Source organism: Pedobacter sp. SL55, assembly GCF_026625705.1.
Taxonomy (GTDB): domain Bacteria; phylum Bacteroidota; class Bacteroidia; order Sphingobacteriales; family Sphingobacteriaceae; genus Pedobacter.
This window is the reverse complement of the sequence record NZ_CP113059.1, coordinates 3,773,140-3,791,252: the sequence shown is the minus strand read 5'-3', so window position 1 is coordinate 3,791,252 and position 18,113 is coordinate 3,773,140. Positions and strand designations below refer to the sequence as shown.

At 37.0% G+C, this 18,113-nt stretch carries 19 protein-coding genes; 11 read left to right on the top strand and 8 right to left on the bottom strand.

Annotated elements, in window-relative coordinates; all coding sequences use genetic code 11:
* Positions 1–3: 3 nt before the first annotated feature.
* Positions 4–693: a response regulator transcription factor gene (locus OVA16_RS16975; protein ID WP_267761891.1), complete on the top strand. Its 690-nt coding sequence runs from the start codon at positions 4–6 to the stop codon at positions 691–693.
* Between the two features lie 164 nt (positions 694–857).
* Here the strand turns inward: OVA16_RS16975 and OVA16_RS16970 are convergent, their stop codons facing one another.
* Entirely contained in the window at positions 858–2,642 is a 1,785-nt protein-coding gene (locus tag OVA16_RS16970; RefSeq protein ID WP_267761888.1) for an aminopeptidase P family protein, read from the bottom strand.
* A gap of 200 nt (positions 2,643–2,842) precedes the next feature.
* Between OVA16_RS16970 and OVA16_RS16965 the strand changes: the two genes are divergently transcribed.
* On the top strand, positions 2,843–4,330 hold the full coding sequence (locus OVA16_RS16965) for an aldehyde dehydrogenase (NADP(+)) (RefSeq protein WP_267761886.1): 1,488 nt from the start codon (positions 2,843–2,845) through the stop codon (positions 4,328–4,330).
* A gap of 141 nt (positions 4,331–4,471) precedes the next feature.
* Positions 4,472–5,071: an RNA polymerase sigma factor gene (locus OVA16_RS16960; protein ID WP_267761884.1), complete on the top strand. Its 600-nt coding sequence runs from the start codon at positions 4,472–4,474 to the stop codon at positions 5,069–5,071.
* A gap of 168 nt (positions 5,072–5,239) precedes the next feature.
* Here the strand turns inward: OVA16_RS16960 and OVA16_RS16955 are convergent, their stop codons facing one another.
* The 3 genes from OVA16_RS16955 to OVA16_RS16945 all read right to left on the bottom strand — a co-directional run bounded on the left by OVA16_RS16955 (position 5,240) and on the right by OVA16_RS16945 (position 8,361).
* The gene (locus tag OVA16_RS16955; protein WP_267761882.1) at positions 5,240–6,466 is read right to left on the bottom strand and encodes an MFS transporter; all 1,227 of its coding nucleotides are present in this window, start codon (positions 6,464–6,466) and stop codon (positions 5,240–5,242) included.
* 94 nt (positions 6,467–6,560) lie between these two features.
* The gene (corA, locus tag OVA16_RS16950) at positions 6,561–7,679 is read right to left on the bottom strand and encodes a magnesium/cobalt transporter CorA (protein WP_267761880.1); all 1,119 of its coding nucleotides are present in this window, start codon (positions 7,677–7,679) and stop codon (positions 6,561–6,563) included.
* Positions 7,680–7,758: 79 nt separating this feature from the next.
* On the bottom strand, positions 7,759–8,361 hold the full coding sequence (locus tag OVA16_RS16945) for a WbqC family protein (protein WP_267761877.1): 603 nt from the start codon (positions 8,359–8,361) through the stop codon (positions 7,759–7,761).
* Positions 8,362–8,397: 36 nt separating this feature from the next.
* On the opposite strand from OVA16_RS16945, the gene OVA16_RS16940 reads away from it, so the two are divergent.
* Complete coding sequence (locus OVA16_RS16940) at positions 8,398–9,267, top strand: lysophospholipid acyltransferase family protein (protein WP_267761874.1); 870 nt, start codon at positions 8,398–8,400, stop codon at positions 9,265–9,267.
* A 37-nt stretch (positions 9,268–9,304) separates the two neighbouring features.
* Entirely contained in the window at positions 9,305–10,315 is a 1,011-nt protein-coding gene (locus tag OVA16_RS16935) for a glycosyltransferase family 2 protein (protein WP_267761871.1), read from the top strand.
* Here the strand turns inward: OVA16_RS16935 and OVA16_RS16930 are convergent.
* Positions 10,310–11,041, bottom strand: a complete 732-nt coding sequence (locus OVA16_RS16930; protein WP_267761869.1) for a TlpA family protein disulfide reductase — start codon at positions 11,039–11,041, stop codon at positions 10,310–10,312. The genes OVA16_RS16935 and OVA16_RS16930 overlap by 6 nt on opposite strands.
* A gap of 8 nt (positions 11,042–11,049) precedes the next feature.
* Complete coding sequence (gene aroQ, locus OVA16_RS16925; protein ID WP_267761866.1) at positions 11,050–11,466, bottom strand: type II 3-dehydroquinate dehydratase; 417 nt, start codon at positions 11,464–11,466, stop codon at positions 11,050–11,052.
* Positions 11,467–11,622: 156 nt separating this feature from the next.
* On the opposite strand from aroQ, the gene OVA16_RS20165 reads away from it, so the two are divergent.
* Positions 11,623–11,736, top strand: coding sequence for a site-specific integrase (locus OVA16_RS20165; protein WP_324288437.1), 114 nt, complete (start codon positions 11,623–11,625; stop codon positions 11,734–11,736).
* Between the two features lie 65 nt (positions 11,737–11,801).
* On the top strand, positions 11,802–12,524 hold the full coding sequence (locus OVA16_RS16920) for a site-specific tyrosine recombinase (RefSeq protein ID WP_324288436.1): 723 nt from the start codon (positions 11,802–11,804) through the stop codon (positions 12,522–12,524).
* A 50-nt stretch (positions 12,525–12,574) separates the two neighbouring features.
* On the opposite strand, the gene OVA16_RS16915 is transcribed toward OVA16_RS16920, so the two are convergent.
* A complete protein-coding gene (locus tag OVA16_RS16915) occupies positions 12,575–13,438 on the bottom strand; it encodes an OmpA family protein (protein ID WP_267761863.1) in 864 nt (287 codons plus the stop codon).
* Positions 13,439–13,524: 86 nt separating this feature from the next.
* On the bottom strand, positions 13,525–14,427 hold the full coding sequence (prmC, locus tag OVA16_RS16910; RefSeq protein ID WP_267761861.1) for a peptide chain release factor N(5)-glutamine methyltransferase: 903 nt from the start codon (positions 14,425–14,427) through the stop codon (positions 13,525–13,527).
* A 104-nt stretch (positions 14,428–14,531) separates the two neighbouring features.
* Between prmC and ribD the strand changes: the two genes are divergently transcribed.
* From ribD to OVA16_RS16890, 4 genes are all read left to right on the top strand, one after another.
* Entirely contained in the window at positions 14,532–15,575 is a 1,044-nt protein-coding gene (gene ribD, locus OVA16_RS16905; RefSeq protein WP_267761858.1) for a bifunctional diaminohydroxyphosphoribosylaminopyrimidine deaminase/5-amino-6-(5-phosphoribosylamino)uracil reductase RibD, read from the top strand.
* A gap of 28 nt (positions 15,576–15,603) precedes the next feature.
* Entirely contained in the window at positions 15,604–16,470 is an 867-nt protein-coding gene (locus OVA16_RS16900) for an EamA/RhaT family transporter (protein ID WP_267761856.1), read from the top strand.
* Positions 16,460–17,074, top strand: a complete 615-nt coding sequence (locus OVA16_RS16895; RefSeq protein WP_267761855.1) for an IMPACT family protein — start codon at positions 16,460–16,462, stop codon at positions 17,072–17,074. Before OVA16_RS16900 ends, OVA16_RS16895 begins: the two co-directional genes overlap by 11 nt.
* Before the next feature lie 154 nt (positions 17,075–17,228).
* On the top strand, positions 17,229–18,089 hold the full coding sequence (locus OVA16_RS16890; RefSeq protein ID WP_267761851.1) for a nucleoside phosphorylase: 861 nt from the start codon (positions 17,229–17,231) through the stop codon (positions 18,087–18,089).
* The last annotated feature ends 24 nt before the right edge of the window (positions 18,090–18,113 follow it).

Below are 18,113 nucleotides of genomic sequence, written 5' to 3'. Positions count from 1 at the left end.
ATAATGAGTACAGCTAAGCAAAAGATTTTAATTGTTGATGACGAACCCGATATCCTTGAATTGATTGAATACAATTTAAAAAAAGAGGGTTATCAAGTTTATTTGGCAAGTAACGGACAGGATGGGATTAATGTGGCTAAGAAAGTTCAACCAGATTTGATTATCTTGGATATCATGATGCCTAAGATGGATGGGATTGAAGCTTGTCGCTTAATGAGAGCCATTCCAGAGTTTAAAAATACTTTTATGGTGTTTTTAACTGCCAGAAGCGAAGAGTATTCTGAAATTGCTGGTTTTAATGTAGGTGCCGATGATTATATTGCTAAACCAATCAAGCCTAGAGCTTTAGTAAGTCGTATCAATGCTATTTTACGCCGCAATGCAAGTAGCGAAGACGTTTCTGACAATAAATTAGAAATTGGCGATTTAGTGATCGACCGAGAGTCTTACTTGGTTTATCAAGCGGGAGAGAAAGTGGTTTTAGCTAAAAAGGAATTTGAATTGCTTTATCTGTTGGCCGCTAAACCCGGTAAAGTTTACACACGAGAAGCCATCTTAAAAAATATTTGGGAAGACTCGGTAGTAGTTACCAACAGAACGATAGATGTACACATTAGAAAATTAAGAGAGAAATTGGGCGAGAATTATGTGTCTACAGTTAAAGGCGTAGGATATAAGTTTGAACTATCATAAACTACAAAGCCCCAATTTAAATTGGGGCTTTTTTGTGGGAGAATGCCGATCAATTATGTTCGGCATTTTTTATTTATTATCGTCATTCCCGCGTAGGCGGGAATCGTAAAGCTATGGCACATTAAGATTCCGGAATAAATCCGGAATGACGCATGGAGCTGAATTTAAATCGCCCTGGTCATTTCTTTCAAAAAGTTTTGTTCATCCTCATTTAATAATGGGCTAACCTTTTCATAAACCTTTTTATGGTATTGGTTTAACCAATTGATATGAGAAGTTTCCAACAGTTCTTTCTTTACCAAGGTAGTATCAATAGGAGCAAGGGTTAAACTTTCAAAAGCATAGAACTCATTAAATTCGTTAGTTTTAACGCTCTCATCTTTAACGGTTAAAACCAAGTTCTCTATACGTATGCCATGCTTTCCTATACGGTAAATGCCAGGTTCTATAGAGGTAATAGTACCTAATTCGATAGCAATTGGCGTTGCCGAAGCGTTAAACACATGCGGACCTTCGTGTACATTCAAATAATAGCCCACACCGTGGCCAGTACCGTGACCATAATTCAAAGCATAATCCCACATTGGTCGGCGGGTAATGGCATCAATTTGATAGCCGCAAGTTCCTTTCGGGAAACGGGTTTTACAGCCTTCAATCATCGCTTTTAGCACCAAAGTGTAATCGGTACTTTCTTCATCGGTATTGTTTCCCATAGGGATTACACGGGTAATATCTGTGGTGCCGTATAAGTATTGGCCACCAGAATCTACCAAAAACAGACCATCTGCTTTTACTTCAACATCGCTTTCTGGCGTAGCTGCGTAATGAGGCAAGGCACCGTGAGCCTTGTAACCCGCAATGGTATTGAAACTCTCGCCTACAAAGCCTTCTTGCTCTGCTCTAAAGTTTTTCAAAACTTCGGCAGCAGATAGCTCCGTAATTTCAACTTTGCCAACATTTTCTTTTATCCACTTAAAGAACTTGGTCATTGCAGCACCGTCTTTAGCCATCGCTTTGCGGGTATTGGCAATTTCAACTTCGTTTTTTATGGCTTTTAAATAAGTAGATGGATTGGTTTCTAAAACCTTTTGTACACCCTTAGCCACTTGCTTATACATAAAATAGCAGTTGCGTTTAGGGTCTATTAGGATGTTGCTATTTACCGGAAGTTGTTGTAAAACAGCAGCCAAATCATCGTAAGCAGCAATTGAAATGTCTTGTTTGGCCAGCTTTGCCAAATCATTAGCAGTTAATTTATCTTTATCGATGTAGATAGTAGCTTTATTTTCCGAAATTAGGGCAAAACTTAATACCACTGGGTTGTAGCCTACATCTTGTCCTCTTAGGTTAAAAATCCAAGCCATGTCATCTAATGAAGATACCAAATGATAAGCTACACGCTGTTTCTTTAACGAAGCTCTAATTGCGGCTAGCTTACTCTGTACCGATTGTCCTACCACTTCATCAGCTAATAAAAAAGCTGGTTTCGCAGGTAATTGCGGTCGGTCGTTCCAAATTTGACCAACATAGTCTTTGTTTTCAAAACGGATGTTCTTAAATGCTAATTGTTGCTCTAATTGTAAGCCAAGTAGTACAGAAACTGTCTTTTCATCAAACGCAATTTTACTTCCTTCAGGTAACGTTTCATCTAACCAGTCTATATATTCTGCTACACCTTGTGCTTTTAATTTAACTAATTCAAAGCCGCTGTTTTGTAATTGCTCCTCGGCCTGTACAAAATACCTCGAATCTGCCCATAGGCCAGCAAAATCTTGGGTAATGACTACCGTGCTCACCGAGCCTGTAAAACCGCTTACAAAACGTATGCTTTTATAAAAACTTGGTAAATACTCGCTAATATGTGGGTCTGCCGATGGGATGATATATGCTGCAACGCCATCTTGTTTCATTAAATTACGTATGGCGGTCAACTTTTCTAGGTGTGTCATTTTTTTTAAATATGTTAGTATTTCAAAGTAATGGATAATTTGGCAGTTAAGCAATAACCAAATAATCAAATAACCAATTGAACAAATAACAAATAACCAATAAACAAATAACCAACATCCAATTAAACAAATCCCTAATGAACCAATGAACCAATGAACCAAATATCTCAACAATCCCTAACTTTAGCTGTTTATAATTTATGATGTATCCAGATCACACCATCCCAGAAATTGACCAAGTTTTAGCTAAATCTCAGCAGGCTTTTTATCAATATAAAAACTCATCTTTAAAAGAGCGGGCTAATTTTATGCGTGCCATTGCTTTAGAAATTGAAGCTCTGGGAGAAGAATTGATTAAAACTGCAGTTAAGGAAACGCATTTATCAGAAAACAGGTTATATGCAGAGCGAAAGCGGACTATTTTTCAATTGAATAGCTATGCCGAAGCCGCCGAACGTGGAGATTGGCTAGAAGCTCGTATTGATGTAGGCAATGCGGAGGCAACACCTCCAAAGCCAGATTTACGCAAAATGTTGGTGCCATTGGGGCCTGTGGTGGTTTTTGGAGCCAGTAATTTTCCATTTGCTTATTCTACGGCTGGTGGAGATACGGCCTGTGCATTTGCAGCAGGCTGTCCGGTAATTGTAAAGGCACATCCGGCTCATGCCCAAACATCTACCTTAGTAGCTAAGGCAATTTTGGCTGCGGCAAAAAAATGCCAGCTGCCCGATGGTATTTTTGCACACATTTATGCTGCGGATACAGAAAAATCAGCCTATTTGATAAAACATGAAGCGGTAAAAGCAGTTGGTTTTACTGGTTCGTACACGGGCGGTAGGGCTTTGTTCGATTTAGCGGCTCTACGTAAACAACCTATCCCAGTTTTTGCCGAAATGGGCAGTACCAATCCCGTATTTTTATTGCCTGATAAGCTCCAAAAAGACCATTTGTGGTTAGCCGAACAGTTGTGTAGTTCTATTACACAAGATATGGGGCAGTTTTGTACCAATCCAGGATTGATGATCGGCATCAATAGTGAAGCGTTAGACTTATACGTAAAACAATTAACAGATAAGATAAAGGAAGTAGTGCCCCAAAAAATGCTTCACAAAGGCATTGCCAGAAACTACGTTAACAATATGCAAAATGCCATTAGCCAACGTAGGGTAGAAGTAATTTATCAAAGCGATTATAAAATGGGCGAAGAAGATGGTGTGATTACTTTGGCAAAGGTTTCAGCTAAATATTTTTTAGCTAACCCGCAGCTGCATGAAGAGGTATTTGGTCCATATTCTTTGCTGGTGGTTTGTAGCGATGCTGAAGAAATGCTCGGAGTGGCCAAGCAATTGCAGGGGCAGTTAACGGTTACTTTAATGGCTACTCATACAGATTTAGCAACCAATGTGGAGCTCGCAAACACACTACAAGAAAAATGTGGTCGTTTTGTACTAAATAATGTGCCTACTGGTGTCGCCGTAGCTTTGGCTATGCACCATGGTGGTCCTTTTCCGGCTACAACAGATGCGAGATTTACCGCAGTAGGCGCTGATGGAATTAAACGTTTTGCCAGGCCTGTAAGTTTTCAAAATTGGGACAATGCGTTTTTACCCGAAGCGCTTAAAAACGAAAATTCTTTAAATATTTGGCGTACCGTAAATAACGAGTTAACTAAAAGTGCTTTAGGTTAACTAAACAGTATATTTATTGATGATACTTGAATTTAAAGCGGTAAAATATAATTTAGAGAAAGTACCCATTCTATTAATTTCTAATCTGTTTCTAAAAGCGCTATTTATTTTTCTACATTTGTTTGTAACGCAAAAAATACGTTGAGTAAAGTACCCGAAGCTAATCAAACTTGGGCAGATTTGTTAAAAGGAAACCAATCTGCGTTGAAGCAAATCTATATGGACTACCATAAGAGCTTGTTTCAATACGGGATTCGTATTTTACTAGATGAAGAAGCTACTAAAGATTGCCTACACAACCTCTTCGTTAAAATATGGACCAACCACAAGAAACTGAGCCAAACCAATAATATCAAGTATTATTTAATGTCGGCATTGCGTAATGAGATTATCAATTACAAGACCAGAGAAAGCCGTTACGACCATAATCAAACAGAATTAGAGGTTTTTAAACTCGATTTTAGTGTAGAGACTGAGTACATCCGTAAGGAAGAAATTAACGAACAAACACACCAGCTTACCGAAGCCATGGATAGGTTAACACCTAGGCAAAAGGAAATAATTTACCTGCGTTATTTCGAAGAGTTAGATTATCCACAAATAGCAGAAATGATGGATGTAACGGTAAAAGGCGCTTATAAACTTAGTGCCAGGGCTTTAGAAGCACTAAAAGAAATAATGCAAGTAGATAAAGTTGTGCTTATTGGTATGTTAATTTCGGCCAAGCAAAATTATTGGTAAAAACATCACAGGTTTTCAGAAGATTAGATTGAAGCAAAAAGCAATACAAATATTTTGTTGTAGCTTTTTCAATTTCAAACCCTTGTTGAAGATATTGATATGTGCATCTTTTAATTCTTCTGAAAACTAATAGTGATAATGCCAATAGGCACGGTTAAATGCGATTTGCTAATGTTCTACATAATCTAAATCTTTACTAAAAGTTTCTTTTAACTGACTTAGGGCAATTAAAGAAATTACAATACAAGTTGCCCCAACCACCATAGCGCCTTCTAAAATCCCCAATTTATCTTTAAAAAACTGAAAACCTGTGGTAATGGCAATTAAAGAGCCACGCACAAAATTTGGAACGGTAGTAGTAACCGTAGCTCTTAAGTTGGTACCAAATTGCTCGGCGGCAATGGTCACAAAAGTAGCCCAATAACCCGATGCAAAGCCTAATAATAAACTCAATAAAATAAAACCCTCTGGTGTTAAGCCAAAAGAGTAAAGATAAATTCCTACAGCAGCAGCTGTTAATATCAAGAAAATGAGCATTACTTGTCTTCTAGATTTGAGCAGTTGAGAAAGTAAACCGGCTACTACATCGCCAATAGAAATACCAATATAGCAGTACATAATACCCTTGCCTGCATCTAAAACGCCGGTAGCATTTAGGGCTTTACCAAACTCTGGAGAGAAGGTAATTAATACACCAACCACGTACCAAAGCGGTAAGCCAATTAAAATACAGCACAAATATTTTTTAAACCTAGACCAATTGTTAAACAACATGAAAAAGTTGCCTCGCTGTACATTTTCGTTCTCGGTAGTTTCTTTAAACATACCCGATTCTACCAAACCAATACGCAACGACAGTAGCAGCAAGCCCATGCCACCACCAATAAAGTAACTGGTTTGCCAAGTATAACGAGCACTAATTAATGCGGCCATTACTGCACCTAATAAACCCACACAAGCTACAATCATGGTGCCGTAGCCTCTGTTTTTTTTGCTCATGGTTTCGGCTACTAGGGTAATACCTGCACCAAGCTCGCCAGCTAAACCTACGCCAGCAATAAAGCGTATAATGGTATATTGATCTACCGTGGTTGCAAAACCGTTGGCAATGTTGGCTAACGAATAAGTGATAATTGAACCGAATAAAACACTTAACCTCCCTTTTTTATCGCCAAGTATGCCCCAAAGTATGCCGCCTATTAGCATCCCAAACATTTGGCTGTTAATAATGGTTGCCCCAACACTGAGCATATCTTCATCGGGTACACCTAAATCTTTGAGGCTTTTTACACGTACTACAGAAAATAAAATTAAATCGTAGATATCTACAAAATAGCCAAGCGAGGCCACTAGAATAATTAGAAAAATGTTTTTCTTTTTAGTTTGTTCGTTCATTTATGGTTTAGTTTGATAAAGTGAAACTACAAAAAAAATAGATAAACAAAACTATTATTAAAAAAATTAAAAATTATGAGTTTGTTTTTAATTTTTATTTGAACCAACCTTTGCGCCAAAAGAAAATAATCTGCACTAGGGCTATCAATACCATTACCAACATTGTATATTCGTAACCATGCGGTTGGTAAAGCTCGGGCATATTGCTGGGCATAAATTTTCCAGTTATGGGATCTTGCTTGGCAAAATTCATTCCGTAAATACCTGCAATAAAAGTTAGCGGAATAAATATAGAGGAGATGATGGTCAGCACTTTCATGATCTCATTCATGCGGTTACTGATGATGGAGAGGTACATATCAATGTTGCTTGAAGCAATTTCTTTCATGCTTTCTACCATATCCATCAACTGTATGGTATGGTCATAGGCATCTTTAATGAACATTTTGGTTTGTTCCGATATTAAATTGCTGTCTGTACGTAAAATGTCGTTCATTTTATCTCGCTCTGGCCAAACCACTCTTCTCATGGCAATAAGGTTTCTTTTTACTAACTGGGTTTCGTACATTACAGACTTATCGGGACGAGAGAGTAAACGATCTTCAATCTCATCCATATCTTCGTTCCAATTGCTCAAAATAGCAAAGTACGAATCTACAATCATATCCATTAGTGCATACATTAGGTAGCCTGTACCGCCAATCCTGATATTGCCTTTGCCCTCTTTTAAACGGTTGCGAACGGCATCTAAACAGTCTTCGTAACTTTCTTGAAAAGTATAGAGCACATTTTTGGTTTGTATAAAAGAAACCTGTTCGTTTTCTAAACTCGCATCTTCCTTAATGCTTAACATCCTGCTTACCGCAAAATTATAATCTTCGTAGTCTTCAAACTTAGGCCTATGGTAAGTCCTAGTTATATCTTCCAAAACTAGCTTATGTATCTTCAGTTCCTCGCTAAAAACATTAAAGAGTTCTGCCGAGTTTAAACCTTTGATATCAACCCAGTAAAAAGTATCTCTATTTTTGGTTTGCTCGGTAATATTGCTTAGGCTGGTCAGTTTTTCAACTTTAAACTCCACAGCATTGTAGCTGTAAAGGTTAATTTTTGGTTTTAAAGAATTACTGTCTATATAAACAAAACCTGGCGTAGTGCCTGGCGGTGGCAAGGCATATTTTTTCTTTTTTTGTTTAAAACTTATCGGCTTCGCCATGTTTCGGTTTTTGGTTAGCAGTTTCTAAATACAGCGTTCAGGTTAAAGTTTGAGTTCTCAAAATTTGGATTATACCTCTCTAAAAATAATTTTTGGCTTGCGGACCTTGATTAAAAATCAAATCTACAATACTCAAGTTAGCAATAAATTCATTCCTGTCGCTAAACACCTGAAAATACGGCTTTGTTTGTATCGTAGGGATTTCCTTTTTAGTCATCACATTTCTGTAATCTATTGCGATATCAGTTTCATAGCTTGCTGTAGTGTTAAGCGGACTAGTTATTTTTAGCTGTTTAAATAGCCATGTTAGGATATCGCAATTGTAATCAAAAAGAAAATCGTACTTCTTTTCGTAAAATGGCGCTAAGCCGTCTTCGTAAAATTCAAAATACGCCGAACTACGGTAACAGGTTTGCAAACTTAACCAATGTAAACGTTGCCAGCGATCTTGGTAGCTAATTTTAACATCCTTGTATGGTGTATGCTGTTTAGCGCCTTTTACTATTGGCACAACCATATCTAAGCTTCCGTTTGGCGAGGCAATAGTTGCCCTATTTCTGTAGGTTTGTTTTGGGAAATGCTCAAATTTTTCTAGATCGAATTCGAAATTATGCTCTTTTAAAAGCGTAAAGTAACTAACTGGCGGAAGATAAAATAGTGGAAATATAGCTGGATTTTGCATCTGATATTTTAAGTTTGCAATTCAGTTGCCAAATTAATGATTAAAAAAGGTTTTTTACACATAGGGATATTTTTTTTGCACCTCGTTTCATTTTTCCCAATGTGGTTTTTGTTTGGTATTGCTAATATTTTGTACTATTTGCTTTACTATGTTGTTGGTTATAGAAGAGCGGTAGTACGTAAAAATCTACTACTATCTTTTCCAGAAAAAAGCACAGCCGAAATCATTAAAATAGAAAAACGTTTTTATAGCAATTTAACCGATATCATGGTTGAGATTGTTAAAATGAGTTCTATAAGCAAAGCAGAAGTTTTGAAAAGAGTAAAAATGAAAAACTTTGAAGTGGCAGAAGCATATTTTAAACGAGGAGAAAGTGCTTTAGCTTGTACAGGCCATTATGGCAATTGGGAACTAGGTATGATGGCTGCTGGATTGAAGTTTTCGGCCAAATCGAATGTGATCTACAAACCAATTAATAACAAGGTTTTTGAAAATTGGTTCAACACGCTGAGAACAAAATTTGGAAATATCTTTGTGCCGATGAAACAAACGTTGAGAGATGTTGTGGCTACTAAGCATGATACAACTTTGTTTTGTTTTGCTAGCGATCAAAGTCCGAGGGGGAGAGATGCACACCATTTGCTAACCTTTTTAAACCAACGTACCGCTGTACTTTTAGGATTAGAAAAAATTGCCAAACAAACTAACAGACCAATTTTTTATTTTGATATAAGAAGAGTAAAACGCGGATATTACGAGGTTGAATGTATACCGATGTGCTTAAACCCAAAGGAAACAGCGCCTTTTGAAATTACAGAATTGTTTTTTGAACACTTAACCAAAACCATACACAGAGAACCTGGAGATTGGCTTTGGAGCCATAAACGCTGGAAAATTAACGACTAAGCAGAGAAACTGCCAACTGAAAATTGATAACTGATAAATGGAACCTAGCGTAGCTGTAGTAATTTTAAACTGGAACGGACAAAGTTTTTTGGAACGCTTTTTACCAAGTGTAGTAAAAACCAAATACAGTAATTTGCAAATTGTGGTGGCAGATAATGCTTCTACAGACAATTCGGTTGCTTTTTTGGCCCAGCATTATCCCAATGTTGAAGTTATTATAAACGATAGAAACTACGGCTTTGCTGAAGGCTACAATCAGGCTTTGGCAAAAGTAAATGCAGATTATTTTGTGCTGCTCAACTCTGATGTAGAAGTTCCAGAAAATTGGATTAAACCTGTAATTGATGTGATGCAGAGCAATGATAGCATTGCTGCCGCTCAACCTAAAATTAAATGGCAGCAAAACAAAGCCATGTTTGAGTATGCTGGCGCTGCCGGTGGTTTGATAGATAGCTTTGGTTTTACTTTTTGTCGTGGTAGAATTTTCGATCATCTGGAAGAAGACCTCAATCAATACAATACCGATATTCCCGTTTTTTGGGCCAGTGGTGCAGCATTTTTTATCAAAAGTAAGGTTTGGAAAGAAGTAGGCGGTTTAGACGCAGATTTATTTGCCCACATGGAAGAAATAGACCTATGCTGGCGATTAAAAAACAAGGGTTACAAAGTGGTTTGCTGTCCCGAAGCAGAGGTTTATCACGTTGGTGGTGGTACTTTAAATGCAAGCAGCCCGTTTAAAAGTTACCTCAACTTTAGAAACAACCTCATTATCATGCAAAAAAACCTCCCGTTTGGAGAGGCTATTTACAAAGTTTTTATTCGTTTATGGTTAGATTTGGCAGCTTGGTTCCAATTTGCATTTAAAGGGCAATTTGGTTTCGCTTTCTCTATCAATAAAGCACATTATCATTTTTTTAAAGCTTTTTTTAAAACTGCCGCAAAGCGAAGCAGTCATCAAATTGCCTTATCAAAACATGACGGTACTTTAAATGGCAGTATTGTTTGGAAGTATTTTATTGGCAAAAAGAAGAAGTTTAGCGAGTTATAACAGCTGTTCTTTAATCGTTTTATCTACCCAATAAACGGTATTTCTGGCCAAGCCAATCGTGCTAAATTTTATCAAGCCATCTTTTCCAACAATTACATGAGTAGGATAAGATTTAACACCATATTTCTCAGAATAGAATCTGCCGTCTGGAATTACATTATAGTTAAAAGGAGTATACTTTAAGAAGTCTTTTAGTGCATAGGCATCATCTAAAGCAATAGCGATAAAAATTACCTCTTTATTCTCTTTATATTTCTCAACCAACTCGTTTAGCTCTGGAATTTCTTGCTTACAGGGCGGGCAGTTGATAAACCAGAAATTAAAAACCACCACTTTTCCAGTATCTTTTTTGAAATCGTACTTAACGCCCGCCAAATCTTTCATTTTATCGAAACGGAACTTATCGCCTTCTTTAAAGGCGTCGCTTGTTCTTGGTTTGGGAAGCTTTGCCGAAAGTTCGGCATTTTTCTTTTTTGCAGCAGCTTTCTCTTCTTCTGTTAATCTATAGAGTAGAAACTCTGTTGTGGTTTCGTTTGCTGCACTATTTCGTTTGATAGAATATTCGCCAGTTTGTAGTAGTTTCTGCCAAATAGCATAAGGATAAATGCTCCCAGTTTCGTCTTTTACAATAGAATTTGCATCTAATTTTGTTGTTTTGGTAATAGTTTGCGCATAAGCAGTAGTTAAACCTAGCCAAAGCATTAATAAAAGCGTTATTTTTTTCATTGTATGATTTATTTTAAAAAACTTTCTAATGCTAAACGATAACCATCTAAACCAAAACCAGTAAGTACGCCCTTACAGTTTTTGCCGGTTAAAGAAACATGGCGATATTCTTCACGGGCATAAATATTCGAAATGTGCACTTCTACCACAGGTGTTTTAATTGCGGCAATGGCATCTGCAATAGCTACCGAAGTATGTGTGTAGCCACCCGCATTAATGATAATGCCATCATAAGAAAAACCAACCTCATGCAGCTTATTAATTAATTCGCCTTCTACATTGCTTTGATAGTAGTCAATTTCAATGATACTATATTGTGCTCTAAGTTGTTCGATATAGCCTTCAATAGGTTCAGCACCGTAAATAGATGGTTCGCGTAAGCCTAAAAGGTTTAAGTTTGGTCCGTTAATAATCTGTATCTTCATTTATACCTGTATTTTATTTTGCACGTTTCAAATTTTAATTCTAAAATCAGCCTAATTTATAAATAAAATCTGTGCATCTGTGGTTAAACAGCAGTTAGCAATTGTATTTTTGTAGCTAAATTGCCTTACGCAATGTTATAAAAAAGAACTCAAATAATGAACAATCAATCGTATCTAAAAGGATTTGCGGCTTATCTAAAGCTAGAGCGTTCATTAGCCGAAAACAGTATCAACGCCTATGTAAACGATGTAGAAAAGCTGTTTCAGTAAGCTTCGGTGCCAATCATAAAAACATCACACTAAGTGCCATAAAGTTAAAAGACTTACGAGAATTTTTGATTTGGCTAAATGAGTTAGGAGCAGAAGCAAGTACACAGGCCAGGGTAATATCGGGCATTAAATCTTTTTTTACTTACTTATTGCAAGAAGAAATCATTGCCGATGATCCATCTAGTTTACTGGAAACGCCGAAGATTGCCCGTAAACTACCAGATACCTTGAGTACTCAGGAAATTGATTTACTGATTGCTGCAATAGATGCCTCTAAACCCGATGGTATGCGCAACAAAGCAATGATGGAGGTTTTATATGGCTGTGGTTTAAGGGTTAGCGAATTAACCGACTTGAAAATCTCAAATATATTTGAAGAATCTGAATTTATTAAAGTAATAGGGAAGGGCAATAAAGAACGCATAGTGCCCATTGGTGCTACAGCCTTAAAGTTCATTAAAATTTATATCGAAGAAGTAAGGGTGCATGCTAAAATTAAAAAAGGAAACGAAGATTATATTTTCTTGAACCGCTTTGGTACTAAACTTTCTAGAATATCCATTTTTAACTTAATTAAATCTTTAGCTGTAGCGGCTGGTATCAAAAAGTCGATTAGTCCGCATACGTTGAGGCACTCTTTTGCTACCCATTTAATAGAAGGCGGCGCCGATTTGAGGGCTATACAAGAAATGTTGGGTCATGCTAGTATAACCACCACAGAAATTTATACACACCTCGATAGAGATTACCTTAAAACAGTGATTACCCAGTTTCATCCAAGAGCATAAAAAAGCCACTCGAATTTAATCAAGTGGCTTTTTTTTGGCTGCTAACAAAATTAATTAGTTGGCTTTTCTGCCGATTTGCCTATCAAATCCATAAACTGATCTAGCTTAGGCGTAATGATAATTTGTGTACGCCTGTTTTTCATTTTTCCGGCTGGCGTATCGTTTCCAGCAATTGGATTGTACTCGCCTCGGCCGCCGGCAGTTAATCGTTTAGGATCTACACCATAGTTGTTTTGTAGGCTTTGTACCACAGATGAAGCCCTTAACGCACTTAAATCCCAGTTGTTTCTAATGTTGGCCATCTTAATCGGCACATTATCGGTGTTACCTTCTACCAACACCTCGTAATCTTTATAATCGGTAATAATTTTTGCAATCTTACCTAAGGTAGCACTCGCTTTATCAGATATTTCGTAGCTGCCAGATTTGTATAACATGTTATCCGATAGTGAAATATATACCACGCCTTTTAAAACTTGCACATCTACATCGCTCATTTCTTCTCTACTTAACGAGCGAGTTAGGTTGTTGGTTAGCACCATATTAAGCGAGTCACTTTTGTTTTTGGCAGCAATCAGCTCTTTAATGTATTTGTTCGAGGTATTGATTTCATCCACCAACTTAGAAATATTTACATTACCTTGGTTGCTCGCATTCAAACATTTGTTTAATGCTTCTTGCAAGTCTTTGGCATTAGCTCGCTCTCTAGCAATGGCATCGTCTAAGCTTGTAATTCTGGTTTTGGCATTAGATAATTCTGATTCTGTTTTAACCAGTTTGCCATTAAGGTCGTTGTATTGTTGTTGTACTTGGTTAAAATTACCTTGCAGTTCGGCGTATTTCTTTTTGCTAACGCCACAGCTTGCTAATAACACCACCGCAGTTAGGGCAGCTATTGATTTTAGTTGATTCATAACATTGCTTTAATTGATGTAAAACAATCTATCAACAATTTACATTCTTAAAAGTTTTAAAGTTGGGTTTCAGGTGTTCCCATTCGTTAAGGTTGAGCTGGTTTTTGAGCACTTACCAGGCGTTCTTTACCTTGCATATCAAGCCTCAACCTAATATCGGTAAAACCTTTATTTCCTAACATTTGGATGGTTTCTTTGCCCAGATTAGCATTGATTTCGAAAAACAATAGACCGTCTTTTTTTAGGTGCTTCAAAGCAAAATCAGCAATGGCTTCATAAAAAATCAACGGTTTTTCATTACTCACAAACAGTGCGGTGTGAGGCTCGTTAGCCAGTACATTTTCGTGCATTTCGGGTTTTTCATCTTCCTTAATGTAAGGAGGGTTGCTAACAATGATATCGAAATTCGGAAGATAAGTTTCAGTATAATTAAGGATGTCATCTTCTATGAAAGTAACACCAACATCATTTAGTATCGCATTTTCTTTAGCAGTAGCCAAGGCGGCAGAAGAAATATCTACAGCAGAAACATAAGCTTTTGGCAAGTGCTTTTTTAGAGCAATGGCAATACAACCACTTCCTGTACCAATATCAATTAGATTTACGATTTTAGATTTTAGATTTACGATTTGTCCGTCACTACTTTGAGTATTTAAAGACTGAATCCTTTCCAATATCCACTCCACTAGTTCTTCGGTTTCTGGTCTTGGAATTAAAACCGATGGATTTACTTTAAATTTCAGTCCATAAAATTCAGTATGACCAATGATATACTGGATGGGTGTGCCTTTGGTTAGCCCAAGTAAGATATTATTTAAACGCAATAAAGCGGTATCAGGAACCATTTCCTGCTTATTTAAAATGTAGGCTGTTTTGGTATATCCTAGAACTTCTTCTATCGCAATTAAAAAAAGTGATTGTATCTCCTCTTCATCGTACAATACGTTTAATTTATCTTGATATAAAGCTGCTAGCTCAATTAATGTCATGGTGTGTTACCTTAGAAAAATCTAAAGTTTAAAAGTACAAAAATGTGCTAAGAGGTTAAAATTTCACACTCTCAAATGCCAAAATAAAATCTATTTTTGCAAAGATGGAACACGAGTTTTACATGCAACGCTGTTTAGAATTAGCAGTGAAAGGTTCGGGAAATGTAAGTCCAAACCCAATGGTGGGCTGTGTAATTGTATGTGAAGATCGTATTATTGGCGAAGGTTACCATCAAAAAATTGGCGAGGCACACGCAGAAGTGAATGCGGTTAAGGATGTATTTGAAAAATATGGCGATAAAGCAGCAGAATTACTTAAAAATGCTACCGCTTATGTTAGCCTAGAACCTTGTGCTCACTTTGGTAAAACGCCTCCTTGTGCCGATCTGCTTATCAAGCATCAAATTAAAAAGGTGGTTATTGGCAATGCCGATCCTTTCGAAAGTGTAAATGGAAAAGGTATTGAAAAACTGAAAAATGCGGGTATAGAAGTGGTTTCGGGTATTTTAGATGATAAATGTAAGTTGGTAAACAGACGGTTCTTTACCCGTATTAAAGCGCATAGACCTTATTTTATCTTGAAGTGGGCGCAAACTGCTGATGGCTTTTTTGCTCCGACAGACCAAGCGCAACAATGGATTTCTGGAGTAGAAGCGAAAGTGCTAACCCACCAATGGCGTAGTGAAGAAGATGCAATTTTAGTAGGTAAAAATACCGTATTGGCCGATAATCCTCAGCTGAATACCAGAGAAGTGATGGGCAAAAGCCCTATCCGATTGATTATTGATAAGAATTTAGCTATTCCATCAAATTATCACATTTTTAATGATGCCGCCAAAACCATTGTTTTTAATGAAGTAAAAACAGAGGTAGTTAATAACATCCACTATGTGCAAATGGAAGATATGCACTTTTATTTGCCGCAAAAAATAGCTTATCAGCTTTATTTAATGGATATCCAATCGGTAATTATAGAAGGTGGTGCTAATATCTTAACTCAGTTTATAGCTGCTAATTTATGGGACGAAGCCCGTATATTTACCAGCAAAGCAATTTGGGGAGAAGACGTTAAGGCCCCTATAATTAACGGCAGAATTACGGAAGAAATTTCTGTTGGATGTGACAAATTGCAGGTTTTAATGCATTAATTTTTAAAGAAATTTTATAAATAGCAGAATGGTTTATTTGGTATTTAGTGTCATTTGTAGTGTAACTGTTGGCGTTTTGTTTAAGCTGGCTAGGCGTTACCAAATTAACCTTGTACAGGCTATCACGTGGAATTATCTTTTTGCTATTGTATTAAGTTTAATCTGTTTTAAGCCAGATTTTTCTAGTCTTAGCGCAACTAACATTTCTCCAATTTATTTGGCGTTGGGCATTTTAATGCCATGCATTTTTATCATTTTGGGCAGGTCGGTACGCAATGCTGGCTTAGCTAGAACAGATATTGCACAGCGTTTATCTCTTTTTATTTCCCTAAGTGCGGCTTACTTTTTATTCAAAGAAAATTTCGATAGATATAAAGAAGTAGGAATTGTTTTCGGTTTTGCTGCCATCATTTTTACCATGTACAGAAAAAGCGATAGGGTATCTAGCAAAAGAAGTTGGTTATATCTATTGTTGGTTTTTATTGGTTTCGGAGCGGTAGATGTAATGTTTAAAATGGTAAGCCAAATTACTGTAATTCCTTACACTACTTCTTTGTTTATCATCTACTGTATTGCTTTTGTACTGTCTATACTTTACCTGCTTTATTTGGTGTGGCGCAAAAAGACCAAACTGCAATTGGTTAATTTTTTCTGCGGTTGTATCTTGGGCATTTTCAATTTTGGTAATATTCTTTTTTATCTCAGGGCGCATAAAGAAATGGCCGATAACCCGTCAACGGTATTTGCGGCAATGAATATGGGCGTAATTATTAGCGGAACATTGATCGGTATTTTTATTTTTAGAGAGCGTTTAAGCCGTTGGAACTACATTGGTTTAGCATTGGCGCTCGTTTCGATTATACTCATCACACTATCAAAAATTTATGCTGTTTAGCGATACGTACCAAACAATAACACAAGCAAGTGAAGGGGTTTTTAGGGATAAAGGCAGTAAGTTTATCGCTTACGCTTATCCAATAAAAAGTGAAACAGAAGTGAAGGAGTTAACGGCCAAACTAAGAGCAGAACATAGCAAAGCCAGACATTTTTGTTGGGCCTTGCGTTTAACCCCAGATAGGGCGGTGCATAAATTTAATGATGATGGCGAACCTTCTGGAACCGCAGGTAGACCCATTTTAAATGCATTATTATCAGCCGATGTAACCAATATCTTAGTAGTGGTAGTACGGTATTTTGGTGGCACATTGTTGGGTGTGCCTGGATTAATTAATGCGTACAAAACAGCTACTGTAGAAGCACTAAGTGCAGCAGAAATTGTAACCAAAACGGTAAATGATGTTTACGAATTGGAGTTCGATTATTTATTGATGAACGATGTGATGCGTGTGGTAAAAGAAGAACAACTGAACATCTTAAATCAGAATTTTGATACCCATTGTAAACTAACTTTCGAAGTAAGAAAAGCAAACCTTAATAGCATTTTAAGTAAGTTAGATAAAATTGAAGGCTTGAAAAATGTATATTTAGGAACAGTTTAGGGATTAGGGATTAGGGATCAGGTGTTAGGGATTAGGGGTTAGGAGTCAGGGATCAGCGATTAGTTGATATGAATAATCAATAACCATAACTAATGAACCAATAACCCAGTGAACAAATGAACCAATGAACTAATGAACCAATAACCCAATTGAAATGAAATTATCAGAAGCTGATTTAATTATTAATCCAGACGGAAGTATTTACCATTTGAATTTACTGCCAGAAGATATTGCAGATACGGTGATTACCGTTGGCGATTTGGACCGTGTGCCAGAAGTAAGCAAACATTTTGATCGCATTGAGCTTAAAAAAGGTAAACGAGAGTTTATTACGCATACGGGATATATTGGTAGTAAACGAGTTACCGTAATCTCTACCGGCATTGGTACAGATAATATCGATATCGTTTTTAACGAGTTAGATGCGCTGGTAAATATCGATTTTGAAACTAGAACCGTTAAAAAACATCTAAAATCGCTCAATGTCATTAGAATTGGTACTTCTGGTGCTGTGCAGCCAGATATTACAATGGGAACTGTGCTGGCATCGTCTTATGGTTTAGGTTTTGATGCCTTGATGCATTATTATGAACAAGAACTGAGCTCAGAAGAGCAAGCGTTGCTGGTTGATATCAATTCTCATTTTACAGGTTTAGAAGGTATTAAGCCTTATTTAACTAAGGCAGACGAAAGTTTAATGCATCAATTTGCCTTTGATATGCCGACCGGAATTACTGCTACCGCACCAGGTTTTTATGCGCCGCAAGGTAGGCAAGTAAGAGCAAAAAATGCAGTAGCGAATTTTATTGGTCAATTGAATAGCTTTAAAAGTGCTAACAACCGTATTACCAATTTAGAAATGGAAACGGCAGGCATTTATGCCTTAGCAAAAACGCTTGGTCATAAAGCGTTATCAATTAATGCAATTTTGGCCAGTAGGGTAAAATTTGAGTTTAGCAGTAACCCAAATGCCATTGTAGAAAAAGCGATTAAAACCATATTGGAGCGAATTTAAGTGTAAGTCCGCTCCAGTAATTTC

Coding starts and splice junctions, on each gene's coding strand:
- OVA16_RS16975 (WP_267761891.1), top strand. CDS start 4: ATGAGTACAGCTAAGCAAAAGATTTTAATTGTTGATGACGAACCCGAT.
- OVA16_RS16970 (WP_267761888.1), bottom strand. CDS start 2,642: ATGACACACCTAGAAAAGTTGACCGCCATACGTAATTTAATGAAACAA.
- OVA16_RS16965 (WP_267761886.1), top strand. CDS start 2,843: ATGATGTATCCAGATCACACCATCCCAGAAATTGACCAAGTTTTAGCT.
- OVA16_RS16955 (WP_267761882.1), bottom strand. CDS start 6,466: ATGAACGAACAAACTAAAAAGAAAAACATTTTTCTAATTATTCTAGTG.
- corA (WP_267761880.1), bottom strand. CDS start 7,679: ATGGCGAAGCCGATAAGTTTTAAACAAAAAAAGAAAAAATATGCCTTG.
- OVA16_RS16945 (WP_267761877.1), bottom strand. CDS start 8,361: ATGCAAAATCCAGCTATATTTCCACTATTTTATCTTCCGCCAGTTAGT.
- OVA16_RS16940 (WP_267761874.1), top strand. CDS start 8,398: ATGATTAAAAAAGGTTTTTTACACATAGGGATATTTTTTTTGCACCTC.
- OVA16_RS16935 (WP_267761871.1), top strand. CDS start 9,305: ATGGAACCTAGCGTAGCTGTAGTAATTTTAAACTGGAACGGACAAAGT.
- OVA16_RS16930 (WP_267761869.1), bottom strand. CDS start 11,041: ATGAAAAAAATAACGCTTTTATTAATGCTTTGGCTAGGTTTAACTACT.
- aroQ (WP_267761866.1), bottom strand. CDS start 11,466: ATGAAGATACAGATTATTAACGGACCAAACTTAAACCTTTTAGGCTTA.
- OVA16_RS20165 (WP_324288437.1), top strand. CDS start 11,623: ATGAACAATCAATCGTATCTAAAAGGATTTGCGGCTTATCTAAAGCTA.
- OVA16_RS16915 (WP_267761863.1), bottom strand. CDS start 13,438: ATGAATCAACTAAAATCAATAGCTGCCCTAACTGCGGTGGTGTTATTA.
- prmC (WP_267761861.1), bottom strand. CDS start 14,427: ATGACATTAATTGAGCTAGCAGCTTTATATCAAGATAAATTAAACGTA.
- ribD (WP_267761858.1), top strand. CDS start 14,532: ATGGAACACGAGTTTTACATGCAACGCTGTTTAGAATTAGCAGTGAAA.
- OVA16_RS16900 (WP_267761856.1), top strand. CDS start 15,604: ATGGTTTATTTGGTATTTAGTGTCATTTGTAGTGTAACTGTTGGCGTT.
- OVA16_RS16895 (WP_267761855.1), top strand. CDS start 16,460: ATGCTGTTTAGCGATACGTACCAAACAATAACACAAGCAAGTGAAGGG.
- OVA16_RS16890 (WP_267761851.1), top strand. CDS start 17,229: ATGAAATTATCAGAAGCTGATTTAATTATTAATCCAGACGGAAGTATT.